Genomic DNA, 14,655 nt, shown 5'->3' with positions numbered 1-14,655 from the left:
AGCGATGCCGACGTTTCTTAACAATTTAAGGACATCGAACAAAAAAGGGCGCCGAAGTGGCGCCCTTCTAGTTTCTGTCTTTGACGGTTACCCGGCCAGTGCAACGGCCACGGCCTCGATGGCTTCGGCCGCCTTCTCACCATCCGGACCACCGGCCTGGGCCATGTCAGGACGTCCGCCGCCACCCTTGCCGCCGAGCGCGGCTGATGCGACCCGAACGAGGTCGACGGCGCTGAGCTTCGAGGTCAGATCGTCGGTGACGGCCACGACCGCACTCGCCTTGCCATCGCCGGACACGCCGACGAAAGCGACGACGCCAGAGCCGAGGCTCTTCTTGCCGTCATCGGCAAGGCTCTTCAGATCCTTGGGCTCGACGCCCGAGACGACCTTGCCGAGGAAACGAACGCCAGCGATGTCGCGGGCTGCGTCGGCGGAACCCGCCTCGCTGCCACCGCCGAGCGCCAGCTTCTTCTTGGCTTCGGTCAGTTCGCGTTCCAGCTTGCGGCGTTCGTCGAGCAGCGCCTCGACGCGGCCGAGCACGTCGCCCGGCTGAACCTTCAGCGTGTTGGCGAGTGTCTTCACGCGCTCGTCCTGCTCGTTGAGATAGGCGCGTGCGGCTTCGCCGGTCAGCGCCTCGATGCGGCGAACGCCGGCGCCGACTGCGCTTTCCGAAACGACGCGCACGAGACCGATGTCACCGGTGGCCGACACGTGGGTACCGCCGCAAAGCTCGACGGAATAGGCGCGGTTGGCCTTGGAACCGTGAATGCCGCGGCCCATCGAGACGACGCGCACTTCGTCGCCATACTTCTCGCCGAAGAGTGCCATCGCGCCTTCGGCGATCGCATCGTCGACGCTCATCAGGCGCGTGGTCACCGGCGTGTTCTGCACGATGATCTCGTTGGCCATTTCCTCCACGATCTTCAGCTCTTCCGCCGTCATCGGCTTCGGATGCGAAACGTCGAAGCGCAGGCGTTCCGGGGCTACAAGCGAGCCCTTCTGGGCGACATGGGTGCCGAGCACTTCGCGCAGCGCCTCGTGCAGCAGGTGGGTTGCCGAGTGGTTGGCGCGCAGGCGCGAGCGGCGCGCATGGTCGACGTCGAGCTGCGCGGCGTCGCCGGTCTTCACCGTACCTTCAGCAACGGTTGCGAAATGAACGAAGAGCCCCTCGCCGCGCTTCTGCGTGTCCGTCACCGTGAGCTTGCCGGTTTCGGTGGTGATCGTACCGGTGTCGCCCATCTGGCCGCCCGACTCGCCGTAGAACGGCGTCTGGTTGAGAACCACCTGGACCGTGTCGCCCTTGGCCGCCGACGCGACCACCGCGCCGTCGCGCACGATCGCCTGGATCACGCCTTCGGCGGTCTCGGTGTCATAGCCGAGGAAGTCGGTGGCGCCGTGCTTTTCCTTGAGCTCGAACCAGATCGTCTCGGTCGCCGCTTCGCCCGAGCCAGCCCAGTTGGCGCGGGCTTCGGCCTTCTGGCGCTCCATGGCGACAGAGAAGGCGTCGGTATCGACGGTGATGCCCTTGGCGCGCAGGGCGTCCTGGGTCAGGTCGAGCGGGAAGCCGTAGGTGTCGTAGAGCTTGAAGGCAGTTTCGCCGTTGAACTGGTCGCCTTCCGAGAGATCGGCAGATGCGTCCGAAAGCAAGTTCAGACCGCGCTCCAGCGTCTTGCGGAAGCGGGTTTCCTCAAGCTTCAGCGTCTCGGAGATCAGCGCTTCGGCGCGCATCAGTTCCGGATAGGCGCGGCCCATCTGGCCGACCAGCGCCGGCAAGAGCTTCCACATCAGCGGATCCCGGGCACCGAGCAATTGCGCGTGGCGCATGGCGCGGCGCATGATGCGGCGCAGCACGTAACCGCGGCCTTCGTTCGACGGCAGCACGCCGTCGGCAATCAGGAACGCGGACGAACGCAGATGGTCGGCAATGACACGATGGCTGGCGCGCTGGTCGCCCTCGGCCTTGACGCCGGTTGCTTCCTCGGAAGCTGCGATCAGCGCACGGAAGAGATCGATGTCGTAGTTGTCGTGCTGACCCTGCAGCACAGCTGCCAGGCGCTCGAGGCCCATGCCGGTGTCGATCGACGGACGCGGCAGGTTGACCCGCTCTTCCTTGGTGATCTGCTCGTACTGCATGAAGACGAGGTTCCAGATCTCGATGAAGCGATCACCGTCCTCGTCGGCCGAGCCCGGAGGTCCGCCCCAGATATGGTCGCCATGGTCGTAGAAGATCTCCGAGCACGGACCACACGGGCCGGTATCGCCCATGGCCCAGAAGTTATCGCTCGTCGGAATGCGGATGATGCGGTCGTCGGAGAAGCCGGCGATCTTCTTCCAGAGATCGAAGGCTTCGTCGTCGGTGTGGTAGACCGTGACCAGCAGGCGCTTGGCGTCGAGGCCGTATTCCTTGGTGATCAGGTTCCAGGCAAGCTCGATGGCGTTTTCCTTGAAGTAATCGCCAAAGGAGAAATTGCCGAGCATTTCGAAGAAGGTGTGATGGCGCGCGGTGTAGCCGACATTGTCGAGGTCGTTGTGCTTGCCGCCGGCGCGCACGCATTTCTGCGCGGTCACCGCCGTCGAATAGGGACGCTGTTCCAGCCCGGTGAAGACGTTCTTGAACTGCACCATGCCGGCATTGGTGAACATCAATGTCGGGTCATTGCGCGGCACCAACGGGCTCGACGACACGACCTCATGACCGTTCCTGCGGAAATAGTCGAGAAAGGTCGACCGGATTTCATTCACGCCGCTCATCTTGCGTCCTATTCTAAAGCACCGATTCCGGCCCGGATCCGGCATCTGCCGCGCCACTAGGCCATTGTCCTTAAACCCCGTGGCCATCCATGATGACCACGCCCTCCAACGCCCTCGGTCGCCGGAACCAAAGGCTTTTATCGTTCACGTATCATACTGTCCAGACGGCAGCAAAAAACCGGCCGTCATAGGACGACCGGTTCTCCGGAAGCTTCAGTTCCTGGTGTTTCACGCCTCAGCGGCGTCGTCGCTGCCGTCGTCGGGTTCCGGGCCGCCGTTTTCGAGGAACCGGTCGGCGATCAGGCCGGCGTTCTGGCGCAGCGCCGTCTCGATCTCACGTGCCAGGTCGGGATTATCGCGCAGGAACGTCTTGGCGTTCTCGCGGCCCTGGCCGAGGCGCTGGCTGTTGTAGGAGAACCAGGCGCCGGACTTTTCGACGATGCCGGCCTTGACGCCGAGATCGACGAGTTCGCCGGTCTTCGAGACGCCTTCGCCATACATGATGTCGAATTCAACCTGCTTGAAGGGCGGCGCCATCTTGTTCTTCACGACCTTGACGCGGGTCTGGTTGCCGACGACCTCTTCGCGCTCCTTGACCGAGCCGATGCGGCGGATGTCGAGGCGGACCGAGGCGTAGAACTTCAGCGCGTTGCCGCCGGTGGTGGTTTCCGGCGAACCGAACATGACGCCGATCTTCATGCGGATCTGGTTGATGAAGATGACCATGCAGTTCGACTTCGAGATCGACGCGGTCAGCTTGCGCAGCGCCTGGCTCATCAGGCGTGCCTGCATGCCCGGCAGGCTGTCGCCCATTTCGCCCTCGATTTCGGCACGCGGCACGAGCGCTGCGACGGAGTCGACGACGAGAACGTCGATCGCCCCGGAGCGCACCAGCGTGTCGGTGATCTCAAGTGCCTGCTCGCCGGTGTCCGGCTGCGAGATCAGGAGGTTTTCGAGATCGACACCGAGCTTGCGCGCATAGATCGGATCGAGCGCGTGTTCGGCGTCGACGAAGGCGCAGATGCCGCCCTTCTTCTGTGCTTCGGCGATCGTCTGCAGCGCCAGAGTCGTCTTACCCGAGCTTTCCGGGCCGTAAATTTCTACGATGCGGCCCTTCGGCAGGCCGCCGATGCCGAGCGCAATGTCGAGGCTGAGAGAACCCGTCGAGACGGTTTCGATCTCGATGATGCTGTCCTTCCCACCGAGCTTCATGATCGATCCCTTGCCGAACGACCGTTCGATCTGGGAAAGTGCCGCTTCAAGTGCCTTGCTTTTATCCACCGATTTGTCCTCTACGAGCCGCAAAGAGTTTTGTGCCATTTGGTCCACCTTTAGGTTATTGAAGCTACCGAGGCAATGAAGCCGCCGCAGGAGTTTTTGTACATGTTTTGTTCCGTATTTGCAAGAGCAGGACAATATATTGAAAAACAATGATTATCTTGGCTTCGTTCTTTTCATGTTCACGGATTGAAACCATAGGTTCTCAAATGCGCGCAGTACGTCTTCAAACCTGCCCCTCAGGGCTTGGCCGATTCGCTTGAGACGAAGAGAGCGGGCGCACGGGTCCTTGGAATTCGGACCTCGGCCATTGCAGAAAGCCAACAGATATTTCGGCCGACGGGTCAAGCAGAGGAACATTCATGACGGAAGCTGAAATCGCCGTCTTCGGCGGTGCGCATATCGACAGGCGCGGCCGCATATCGGGAACGACCGCACCGGGCTCCAGCAATCCCGGCACCTGGTTCGAAGAGGCCGGCGGTGGCGGCTTCAATGCGGCCCGCAACCTTGCGCGCCTTGGCCATGGCGTGCGCATGGTCAGCACCCGCGGCGGCGATGCCGCCGGCGAGATGGTGACGGCAGCGGCGGCCGCAGCAGGGGTCATCGACAGCCCCCTCACCTTTCTCGATCGCCAGACGCCGAGCTACACCGCGATCCTTGAAAACGACGGCAATCTGGTGATCGCGCTCGCCGACATGGAACTCTACCGGCTGTTCTCGCCGCGACAATTGCAACGCCGGGCGCTCCGCGATGTCGTCGCCACGAGCAAGCTCGTGCTGACGGATGCCAACCTGCCGGAGGAAACGATCGCCGCGCTGGTCCAGTCGGCCGCAGGCAACGGGCGCCTCGTCGCCGGCATCGCCGTGTCGCCCGCCAAGGTCATGCGCTACCGGCCGTGCCTCCCCCATCTCTCCTTCCTGTTCATGAATGAATCCGAGGCACGGGCGCTGACCGGCAAGGACGCGGCCGAGGCGGAAGCATGGCCGGCGCTTTTGAGAAGCGCGGGCCTCAATGGCGGCGTGGTCACACGCGGCGGCCGCGCGGTCGTCGCCTTCGATGGCGACGGCATCTGCGTTGCCGTTCCGCCGGCGCTCCCGGCACTTGCCGACGTCACCGGTGCAGGTGATGCGCTTGCCTCCGGCTTCCTTTCTGCGCGCCTCGCCGGCCGCAATCTTGCCGAGTGCCTGCGGCACGGCATCGCAGCCGCCGGAATCACATTGCGCTCTCCCTTGGCCGCATCCGAAGAGATGTCCGCGGCCAATCTCGAACAGGCGCTGGCCCTTGTGCCCACGCCCCAAATGCTGTCATGACAATTGCCAGCAGAACTCCCAAGGAAAGACCATGACCAAACCCGCTTCTCCCTCCCTGCCGATGGCATATTCCGACGAGGTCGCAGCCGCCAAGGCGCGTGGCGCGCCGATCGTGGCGCTGGAATCGACCATCATTACCCATGGCATGCCCTATCCGGGCAATCTGAACATGGCCCGCAGCGTCGAAGCGATCATCCGCGAACAGGGTGCCGTGCCGGCAACGATCGCCGTCATCCATGGCGTGCTGCATATCGGCCTCGATGACGCCAAGCTAGAGGAGTTGGCGAAGACGGAAGGTGCGATGAAGGTCTCGCGCGCCGACCTCGCCTTCGCGATCGCCGAGCGCCGCACGGGCGCAACCACCGTTGCCGCGACGATGATTGCGGCTGCCCGCGCCGGCATCCGCGTCTTTGCGACCGGCGGCATCGGTGGCGTGCATCGCGGCGCCGAACTCAGCTTCGACATCTCCGCCGATCTCGACGAGCTCGCTCGCACCGGTGTCATCGTCGTCTGCGCCGGCGCCAAGGCGATCCTCGATATTCCGAAGACGCTCGAAGTACTCGAAACCCGCGGCGTCCCCGTCGTCACCTACGACAGCGAAGTCTTCCCGGCCTTCTGGTCGCGCGACAGCGGCCTCAAGAGCCCGCTGATGCTGAACAGCCCGGCGGCGATCGCCAACTTCCAGAACATGCGCGAACTGCTCGGTATCGACGGCGGCATGCTGGTCGCCAATCCTGTGCCGGAGGAAAGCGAAATCCCGCGCGAAGAGATGGAAATCTACATCACTCGCGCGCTCGACAATGCCGAGAGCGACGAGATCACCGGCAAGGCCGTCACGCCTTACCTGCTCGACAATCTCTTCCACATGACCGAAGGCCGCAGCCTCGAGACCAACATCGCGCTGGTCGAGAACAATGCGCGGCTTGCCGGCGAGATCGCGGTCGCGCTCAACGCCAAGTAATTCCGATAGGATACCAGACGAAAAAGCCCGGCGCGTAAGCGCCGGGCTTTTTCATGTCCGGCTTCCACCGGCATGATTTCGGTGTCAGACCGCTGGTCTAGGAGTCGAGCATTTCGCGCACGGAGACTGCGAGCTGCTTCAGCGAGAACGGCTTCGGCAGGAAGCCGAACTTCGCGTCGGCCGGCAGGTTGCGGGCAAAGGCGTCTTCGGCATAACCGGAAACGAAGATGAACTTCAGGTCTGGATACTTCTTCCGCAGTTCGGTCAGCAGCGTCGGCCCATCCATCTCCGGCATCACCACGTCGGAAACGACGATATCGACCGCACCGTCGAGCTCGTCCATGATTTCGAGCGCCTCGACGCCGGAGCCGGCCTCGTAGACCGTGTAGCCGCGGGTTTCCAGCATGCGCTTGCCGCCGCGCCGCACCGCCTCCTCGTCCTCGACGAGCAGAACGACGGCTGAATCCCCGGTGAGATCGGCCGGCTCCTCGGTCTTTGCCGCCGGTGCTGCAATCGCCTGCGCTACCCGCGCCGGAGTCGCCTCCGCCGTTGCTGCCGAGTTGGTCTCTTCGACCACGACCGGCGCCTCGATGTGGCGCGGCAGCAGGATGCGGAAGGTGGTGCCTTTGCCGACTTCCGATTCCGGATAGATGTAACCGCCCGACTGCTTGACGATGCCATAGACCATCGACAGGCCGAGGCCTGTGCCCTTGCCGACTTCCTTGGTGGTGAAGAACGGCTCGAAAATCTTGTCGAGGATCTCCGGCGGGATGCCGGTCCCCTGGTCGGCGACCTCGACCATCACGAAATCGTCGTCCGGCAACTCGCGTCGTCCGAAGGACGCAACCTCGGCAGCAGGCAGGTTGCGCGTCCGAAGCGTGATCGTGCCGCCCTCGGGCATTGCGTCGCGGGCGTTGACCGCCAGGTTCAGCAGCACCTGTTCGAACTGGCCGAGATCGGTCCTGACCGGCCAAAGATCGCGGCCGTAGTCCACCTCGACCTTGACGTTGGTTCCGGTCATGCGATCGACCAGCATGCGCAGATCGCCGATCACATCCGTCATATTGAGCACCGTCGGCCGCATCGTCTGCTTGCGCGAGAAAGCGAGCAATTGGCGCACAAGCACCGCAGCGCGGTTGGCGTTGCGCTTGATCTCCATGAGATCGGCAAAGCTCGGATCTGCCGTACGGGCCGACAGAAGCAGGTGGTCGGACGACAGCAGGATCGCCGTCAGCACGTTGTTGAAGTCGTGCGCGATGCCGCCGGCGAGCGTGCCCACGGCGTTCATCTTCTGGGTCTGCGCCATCTGGTTCTCGAGCGCCTTCTGCTCGGTGATTTCAAGCGCATGGATGATTGCCGCTTCCTCTGGCGACTGATCGCTCTGGTCGATTACGGCGTTGATATAGAAGCGGAAGTGACGCTCGCCATCCTTCGGGTGCAGCGCATCGATCGGCGCGATATCACCCTGCCGGTCCTTGGCTGCCGCCAGCGCCTCGTGCAGACGGCCCTTTTCGGTTTCATGCACCACAGCTTCGATCAGCGCCCCGCGCTCGACTTCGTCCTGCGAGACGAGGCCGGAGAAGAGCTTCAGGAACGGCGCGTTGGTGCGCAGAATCCGCCCATTGCCATCGACCGAGGCGATCGCCATCGGCGTGTTGTTGAAGAAGCGGGTAAACCGCATTGCCGCGCTCGATGCCGATTGCTCGTTGTCCTCGCCGCCTTCGCGCGACATGACGATGGTGCGGCTTTCGCCGGGTGCCCCGTCGCGCGTCGAGGAGACGCGGTGGATCATGCGCACCGGCAGGCTCTGGCCGTTCAGCTTGCGCAGATCGAGGTCGAGCATTTTGGTCTTCTTCAGGCCAGGCTCCGCCTGCACGGCCTGAACGAGCGTCAACCCCTCGCCGGCCACCAGGTCGCCGATGCTGATCGACCCTGGCTGGAACTTGGTCAGGTCGATGCCGAGCCAATCGGCGAGCGTGGCGTTGATGTAGAAGATCTCGCCCTTGCGTCCGGCAGAGAAGAAGCCGGCCGGCGCGTGGTCGAGATAGTCGATGGCGTTCTGCAGTTCCTTGAAGAAACGTTCCTGATCGTCGCGCTCCGCCGTAATGTCGGCGATCTGCCAGAGATAGAGCGGATTGCGCTCGCTGTCTTCGAGCGGCAGCACCCGCGCCTTCAAGCGGAACCAATGGGCGCCGGAGCCGCTGGAGGTGCTGGTCGCCAGCGGCTTCAGCAGGCGGAATTCCTCATGCCCCTGCTTGCCCTCGTGCAGACCGTTGGTCAGCCGGTAGATCGCTTCCGTCGCCTCACGATTGCGCGACAGGATGGTTTCCAGCGACTGGATGCCGGCGGCGCTCTTGGCACCCGTCAGCGCGCCATAGGCGGCGTTGGCGTAGATGATCCGCCCCTTGCGGTCGGTGACGATCGTGCCGTCCTCATGGGCATCGAGAAAGGCGCGCGCCAGTTCGTCCGGGCGCGACTGCGGCATGACCTCGATGAAGCCGATGACGGAGGAGACGAGGAAGAAGATGCCGACCATGGCAAGAACGCCGAGGATGCCGAGAACGATCTCGTTTTCCATCTCGTTCTTGAAGATCACGAAGGCGATGGCTGACACGGTGAGGACGATCGCGAGCAGAACGATCCGCAGCACGGTGCCCGGCCTGACGCCACGGTCAACAACCGGCATCTGGTAGTCGCCTGACTGCCGCAATTTCGTCATCGGATCCTCTTATGCGGCCGGCACCGCGCGCGCGGGCCGGCACTTCCGGCCGGTATCCGCGCAATCCGCCGGGCGAAATCGGTCATTCCCGATACGCCCTCGATCATTCGGACAAGAATCATCTTTAACAATCAGAGATAACAGCAAAAAGCACCTCGGCGGAAGCATTGCAGCCAATTCACAGGGAATGTCGGCGAAGTCCTTGTCCGGGCCCGAAAAAAGCCGTCAAATACTGGCACTCGAAAGGCAGAAGGAGTTCAGCCTATGATGGAAACGATCATCGCAGACAATGGCAGCCGGTTCGTCATCGCCGCCGCAGCCGTCGCGATCGGACTTCTCTGCCTCGTGGCCGTACTCTGGATCATGCGCAATCGCCCCTCCTCGCCCTTCATTCGCGGCGGCAAGAACCGCCAGCCGCGCCTGGCCGTGCTCGATGCTGCCGCCGTCGACACCCGTCGCCGCCTGGTGCTCGTGCGCCGCGATGATGTCGAGCATCTGATCATGATCGGCGGCCCGACGGATATCGTCATCGAAAGCCGGATCGGTGCGCCCGAGGAGCGCGCGGCCGTCGCTGAGCGCAAGGTAGAGGAACCGCTGGCAGTGAACAGCCGGCCGGCAACGCGGGAGCTTCCGCAACAAGCCGCACCTTCGCTTGAATCTGAAACCGTCGCCGCCGTCACGCAGGTCCGCCCTGTTGCCCAACCGGAGGAACAACCGGTCGCCCGTGTGGAGCCGGCCGCGCCGCCGCGCGTTGTCGCGGAGCAGCGCCCCGTAGCCGCTCCCGTCCTTGAGGCTGAACAGCGTCCGCCTGTCCGTCCGTCCGTGCAGCAGGTTCCGGAGATCCCGGCGGTCACGACCGCTTCGGCGCCCCAGTCGAACTTCGAAATCGCCATAAACAGGCCCGCACCGGCGGTCCAGCAAGTCCAGGCACAACCAGTCCCCGTACAACCTGTGCAATTGCAGCGCCCGGCCCCCGTCATCCAGCAGCCCCAGCCGGCGCCGAGCACTGCTCTCACGGATTTCGAGCGCCTGCTTGATGCGGAGATCAGCGGCGATCTGCAGCGTCTTGGCCCGGCCACGGTACCGAGCCCCGGCGCCGCTGCCTCCACGAACATGGTTGCACCGGAGAGCCGCTCGCTGGCACCATCCGGCCGTCAGGAGCCGACGCTTGGCACACCCGGCGCCGAAGGCGGCCGCAGGGAGCCGACCATCGAAGAAGAAATGAACCGCATGCTGGCCGATATCTCCGCCGGCCGGAAGCCATAGCTTCCCCGCTCACGGCTGACGCCGCCACTGCATGTCTCCTTAAATCGACCTCGATTTGAGGACAAAGACATGCAGAAAATCAAAATGCTACAGCGACCTTTGCGCGTCTGATAAGACGCGCGGCGCTGTAGGCCTCGCGAGCGGTCCACCCTTGGCACGCAATTGGTCCAAAAGAAAAAGGCGCGGTTTGACCCGCGCCTTTTTTCAGACAGTTCCGAAAGACGGATATCTTACTCGTCCCGATAGACCTTTTCCCGACGCTCGTGACGCTCCTGCGCCTCGATCGACAGGGTTGCGATTGGCCGTGCATCCAGCCGCTTCAGGCCGATTGGCTCACCGGTCTCTTCGCAGTAGCCGTAGGTGCCTTCATCGAGCCGTTGCAGCGCCGCGTCGATCTTGGAGATCAGCTTGCGCTGACGGTCCCGGGCTCTGAGCTCAATTGCCCGATCCGTTTCGGATGAAGCCCTGTCTGCGAGATCCGGATGATTGGCGCTCTCCTCTGCCAAGTGATCCAGTGTCTCGCGTGCCTCACGAAGGATGTCATTCTTCCAAGCATTCAACTTGGCCCGGAAATACGCCCGGTGGTTGGCATTCATGAATTCATCGTCCTCGGACAGGACGAAGGTACTAAGATCGATCTTCTCACTCAACGCGATTCTCCTGAAGAACATCTCATTGCGGCGGTGTATAGACCTATGGAAGCCTCGATTCAAGCCTCGGAACAGACACTCAACCGTATTTTAATATTGCTCGCGATTCAGGCTAACCGACGAATATTTCATCAAAATTACACATTGGAACTTGAATTCCTGCTTGTACGTACCGCTGCGTCCGGCAGTTCTCGCTGAAAAGTGACACTGATGTGTTTGCGCCATTGGATCGCCTGATCGCGACCGCGGCAAAGCGCAGCAGCTTGCCGATCCCCGGAAAAAAGCAGCCGGCAGCTTGATCTTTGCGGTTCCCGAGGGAAAAGGTGGAGGTCTGCCGGGCGACGCGCAAGCTGTGCCCGGACAACACCATTCGACCCTGCCGCCACAAGCGACAGGCAGCCACCGGAAACCGCTCGATATGCAAGACAGCGCCCCCAAGGCCCTTCGCCTTTACCTTCTGCGGCACGCGCGTTCCGGCTGGGCGTTGCCCGGGCAACGCGACTTCGAGCGGGCGCTGGACGAGGTCGGTTATGTCGATGCCGAACGGCTCGCGCAGATGGCTGCCGACCGGGGCATCCGCCCCGAGCGCATTTTCTGTTCCACCGCCGTGCGCTGCCGCGAAACCGCCGAACCGTTCTTTCGCACCGTCAGCGAAGACCTCGATATCCGTTACATCGATGCACTCTATTCGGGACCGGCAACGGTCTATTTCGACCTCATCGACGCCCATCGGCATCTGAATTCGCTGATGCTGGTCGGGCACAACCCGATGATCGAGCAATTGCTTCACCGGCTGATCGGAGACGACGCTGCGCGTGAGGCGTTTGCCTACGGTTATCCGCCGGCGGGGCTTTCGATCCTCGACCTGCCCGCCGTCGCGCCGAAAGATGGCGCTGCGGTCGCGACATTGGTCTCGATCCTGCTGCCCAACCAATAGAAGAATTGCCGGGCCCTCGTTGCGACCGGGGAAATATTGCCTATATCGCGGTAGCTGCCTGCGTGCGACAGTTCTGCCGGACGACGCCAGCAGAACGACCCACGGAAATACGCCGCAAGAAAGAGCAAGATTTGGCGCCCAACCTGACCAGCTTCAAAGACGACGCCCTGATTGCGCTCGACAATCTGACCGACCGAGCCTCCGGCCTCGTCAATCCCTCCATCCGCCTCGGTGTCACCGGCCTGTCGCGTTCCGGCAAGACCGTTTTCATCTCGTCGCTGGTGCACAATCTCCTGAACGGCGGACGCCTGCCGGTCTTCGAGCCAGTGCGTTCCGGGCGGGTCTCGAAGGTCAGGCTTGAACCCCAGCCGGACGATGCCGTGCCGCGCTTTCAATACGAGGATCATATTGCCGCCCTGGTGCGCGATCGCATCTGGCCGGATTCGACCCGCGCCATTTCGCAACTGCGCATCACGATCGACTATGAGAGTGCCAGCGGCTGGAACCGGCTGTTCTCGCCGGGCCGCCTGTCGCTCGATATCGTCGACTACCCCGGTGAGTGGTTGCTCGACCTGCCTCTGCTGGCGCAGGATTTCCGCGCGTTTAGCAACAACGCCGTGGCACGCGCCCGCGCCGCCAGCCGGAGCGTCTTTTCGGCGGAGTGGCTGACGCTGGCCGCTTCGGCCGGACCGACGGCCGTTGCCGACGAGGCGAGCGCCCGCAGGCTTGCCGAGAGTTTCACGGGGTATCTCCGGGCCTGCAAGGCGGACGAACGCTCTCCTTCGACCCTCCCGCCCGGCCGCTTCCTGATGCCGGGCGATCTCGAGGGGTCGCCGGCACTCACCTTCTCGCCGCTTCCCGATCTCCCGGATGGCCGCGCGCCGAAAGGTTCGCTCTGGGCGATGATGGAGCGGCGCTACGAGGCCTACAAGAAGCATGTGGTCAGCCCGTTCTTTCGCGAACACTTCGCGCGGCTCGACCGCCAGATCGTGCTGGTCGATGCGCTGCAGGCGATTAACAACGGCCCGGAAGCGCTGCTCGATCTCGAGCAGGCGCTTGCCGACGTGCTCGCCTGCTTCCGTCCGGGAACCAACAGCTGGCTCTCCTCCTTCCTGACGCGCCGGATCGACAAGGTGCTGATTGCCGCGACCAAGGCGGATCATCTGCATCACGAAAGCCACGACCGGCTGGAGCGCATCGCCGCGCGCCTGGTCGATCGCGCCGCTGAGAGCGTCGGCATGAGTGGCGCCGGTCTCGAGGTCATGGCGCTTGCATCCGTCAGGGCGACCCGCGAAGCGACCGTCAACCACGACGGCCATGCGCTGCCGGTGATCGTCGGCACCCCGATCGCCGGCGAGAAGATCAACGGCGAGTTTTTTGACGGCGAAAAGAAAACTGCGATATTTCCCGGTGATTTGCCGGAAGATCCTGAAGTGCTATTCAAGGCGATCGAGATGCAGTCGGGCGGAACGACCTTCGTCGAAAGCGCCCACCCTCTGCCGGAGCTGAGCTTCGTCCGCTTTCGCCCGCCGCATCTCGAAGAAACCGGCGGCGGCTTAAAACTGTCGGTACCGCATATCCGCCTCGACCGAGCCATGCAATTTCTGTTCGGAGACCGGCTCGCATGAGTGACGATAGCAACGGCCGTAGCCGCCGACCCGGCGCCTTTTCGGTTGGAGAGGAGAAGCCCGTCCTGCCCGGCCCTCAGTCGCGCGTGCCGCGCTCGCCCGCGAGCTTCGATGACAACGTCGTGCTGACGCCGGATGCGGAGGATCCGTTCCGCGAGACCACGCTGGCGGTCGAGGCGCTGGCGTTGCCAGAAGCAAGCCCGCGCAAGCGTCGCCTGTCGGTCGGCAAGATCGCGATCGGCGCGCTCGGTATCATCCTGTCGCTTGCCGCCGGGCTGTGGGTCGACCGCCTACTGCGCGATCTCTTCGCCCGCGCCGATTGGCTCGGTTACACCGCCCTTGCCGTCGTCGCGATCGGACTGCTGGCGCTGTTGATCGTCGTTGCCCGTGAGCTTTCCGGGATGATGCAGCTTACCGCCATCCAGAAGCTGAAATCGGAAACCGAGGCTGCAGCGACCTCGGGCAACACCAAACTTGCGCGGTCGGCGCAGACGAAGCTCGTCCATCTGCTCGCCAGCAATCCACGAACCGCTCGCGGCCGCACGCGGCTGAAGGAGACCGAGGGCGAGATCATCGATGGGCCGCATCTCATCGAGCTCACCGAGCGTGAACTCCTGAGCCCGCTCGACCGCGAGGCCCGCCGCCTCATTCTTGCCGCCTCCAAGCGCGTCTCGATCGTCACCGCCGTCAGCCCGCGCGCCCTCGTCGATCTCGGCTATGTGCTTTACGAATCCGCCCGCCTGATCCGCGCCATGGCCGAACTCTATGGCGGTCGCCCCGGCACGCTGGGTTTGCTGCGGCTCATGCGCGATGTCATCGCCCACCTCGCCGTCACCGGCTCGATCGCTGCCGGCGACAGCCTCATCCAGCAGGTGCTTGGCCACGGCCTCGCCTCGAAGCTCTCGGCGCGTCTTGGCGAAGGCGTGATCAACGGCCTGATGACAGCGCGCATCGGCATCGCGGCCATGGACCTTTGCCGTCCGATGCCGTTCCGCGCCTTGAAACGTCCGGGCATCGGCGATTTTCTGGCCGATCTCAGCCCCGCCGCGGGCCGTGTCGCCGGCGAGACCGCCGAGAAATAGACGCATCCGCCAGTCCCAGAGCAATTCACTGTTTCATTGAAACAGCGAATTGCTCCAACTGTTTGAAATTGCG

At 63.4% G+C, this 14,655-nt stretch carries 11 protein-coding genes; 6 read left to right on the top strand and 5 right to left on the bottom strand.

The genetic code is table 11. From position 1 onward, the window contains the following. Nucleotides 1-87: 87 nt before the first annotated feature. Both alaS and recA read right to left on the bottom strand, forming a co-directional pair. Nucleotides 88-2,751, bottom strand: a complete 2,664-nt coding sequence (gene alaS / locus V7S54_RS06485) for an alanine--tRNA ligase (protein ID WP_065373579.1) — start codon at nt 2,749-2,751, stop codon at nt 88-90. 228 nt (nt 2,752-2,979) lie between these two features. Continuing rightward, a complete protein-coding gene (gene recA / locus V7S54_RS06480; RefSeq protein ID WP_057248921.1) occupies nt 2,980-4,071 on the bottom strand; it encodes a recombinase RecA in 1,092 nt (363 codons plus the stop codon). 320 nt (nt 4,072-4,391) lie between these two features. Between recA and V7S54_RS06475 the strand changes: the two genes are divergently transcribed. Further along, nucleotides 4,392-5,339: a carbohydrate kinase family protein gene (locus tag V7S54_RS06475; RefSeq protein WP_065373578.1), complete on the top strand. Its 948-nt coding sequence runs from the start codon at nt 4,392-4,394 to the stop codon at nt 5,337-5,339. Nucleotides 5,340-5,370: 31 nt separating this feature from the next. After that, entirely contained in the window at nt 5,371-6,300 is a 930-nt protein-coding gene (locus tag V7S54_RS06470) for a pseudouridine-5'-phosphate glycosidase (protein ID WP_065373577.1), read from the top strand. A gap of 97 nt (nt 6,301-6,397) precedes the next feature. Here the strand turns inward: V7S54_RS06470 and cckA are convergent, their stop codons facing one another. Continuing rightward, the gene (cckA, locus tag V7S54_RS06465) at nt 6,398-9,019 is read right to left on the bottom strand and encodes a cell cycle histidine kinase CckA (protein ID WP_065373576.1); all 2,622 of its coding nucleotides are present in this window, start codon (nt 9,017-9,019) and stop codon (nt 6,398-6,400) included. Nucleotides 9,020-9,283: 264 nt separating this feature from the next. On the opposite strand from cckA, the gene V7S54_RS06460 reads away from it, so the two are divergent. Further along, nucleotides 9,284-10,285 (top strand): flagellar biosynthetic protein FliO, encoded by a 1,002-nt coding sequence (locus V7S54_RS06460; RefSeq protein WP_065373575.1) that lies wholly within the window; start codon nt 9,284-9,286, stop codon nt 10,283-10,285. 230 nt (nt 10,286-10,515) lie between these two features. On the opposite strand, the gene dksA is transcribed toward V7S54_RS06460, so the two are convergent. Together dksA and V7S54_RS06450 are read right to left on the bottom strand one after the other, a co-directional pair. Beyond that, nucleotides 10,516-10,935 (bottom strand): RNA polymerase-binding protein DksA, encoded by a 420-nt coding sequence (dksA, locus tag V7S54_RS06455; protein WP_034794589.1) that lies wholly within the window; start codon nt 10,933-10,935, stop codon nt 10,516-10,518. A gap of 112 nt (nt 10,936-11,047) precedes the next feature. Beyond that, nucleotides 11,048-11,305, bottom strand: a complete 258-nt coding sequence (locus V7S54_RS06450; protein WP_141679342.1) for a hypothetical protein — start codon at nt 11,303-11,305, stop codon at nt 11,048-11,050. A 48-nt stretch (nt 11,306-11,353) separates the two neighbouring features. On the opposite strand from V7S54_RS06450, the gene V7S54_RS06445 reads away from it, so the two are divergent. The 3 genes from V7S54_RS06445 to V7S54_RS06435 all read left to right on the top strand — a co-directional run bounded on the left by V7S54_RS06445 (nt 11,354) and on the right by V7S54_RS06435 (nt 14,582). Continuing rightward, nucleotides 11,354-11,872: a SixA phosphatase family protein gene (locus tag V7S54_RS06445; RefSeq protein WP_336408396.1), complete on the top strand. Its 519-nt coding sequence runs from the start codon at nt 11,354-11,356 to the stop codon at nt 11,870-11,872. A 131-nt stretch (nt 11,873-12,003) separates the two neighbouring features. After that, nucleotides 12,004-13,500 (top strand): YcjX family protein, encoded by a 1,497-nt coding sequence (locus tag V7S54_RS06440; protein WP_065373573.1) that lies wholly within the window; start codon nt 12,004-12,006, stop codon nt 13,498-13,500. Next, entirely contained in the window at nt 13,497-14,582 is a 1,086-nt protein-coding gene (locus tag V7S54_RS06435) for a YcjF family protein (RefSeq protein WP_065373572.1), read from the top strand. The genes V7S54_RS06440 and V7S54_RS06435 overlap by 4 nt, the downstream gene beginning before the upstream one ends. Nucleotides 14,583-14,655: the final 73 nt, after the last annotated feature.

It is taken from the genome of Ensifer sp. CCNWLY38, from assembly GCF_037120565.1.
GTDB classification, from domain to species: domain Bacteria; phylum Pseudomonadota; class Alphaproteobacteria; order Rhizobiales; family Rhizobiaceae; genus Ensifer; species Ensifer adhaerens_H.
Note: the sequence above shows the minus strand (reverse complement) of the source record. Positions and strands in the feature narration are given on the sequence as shown.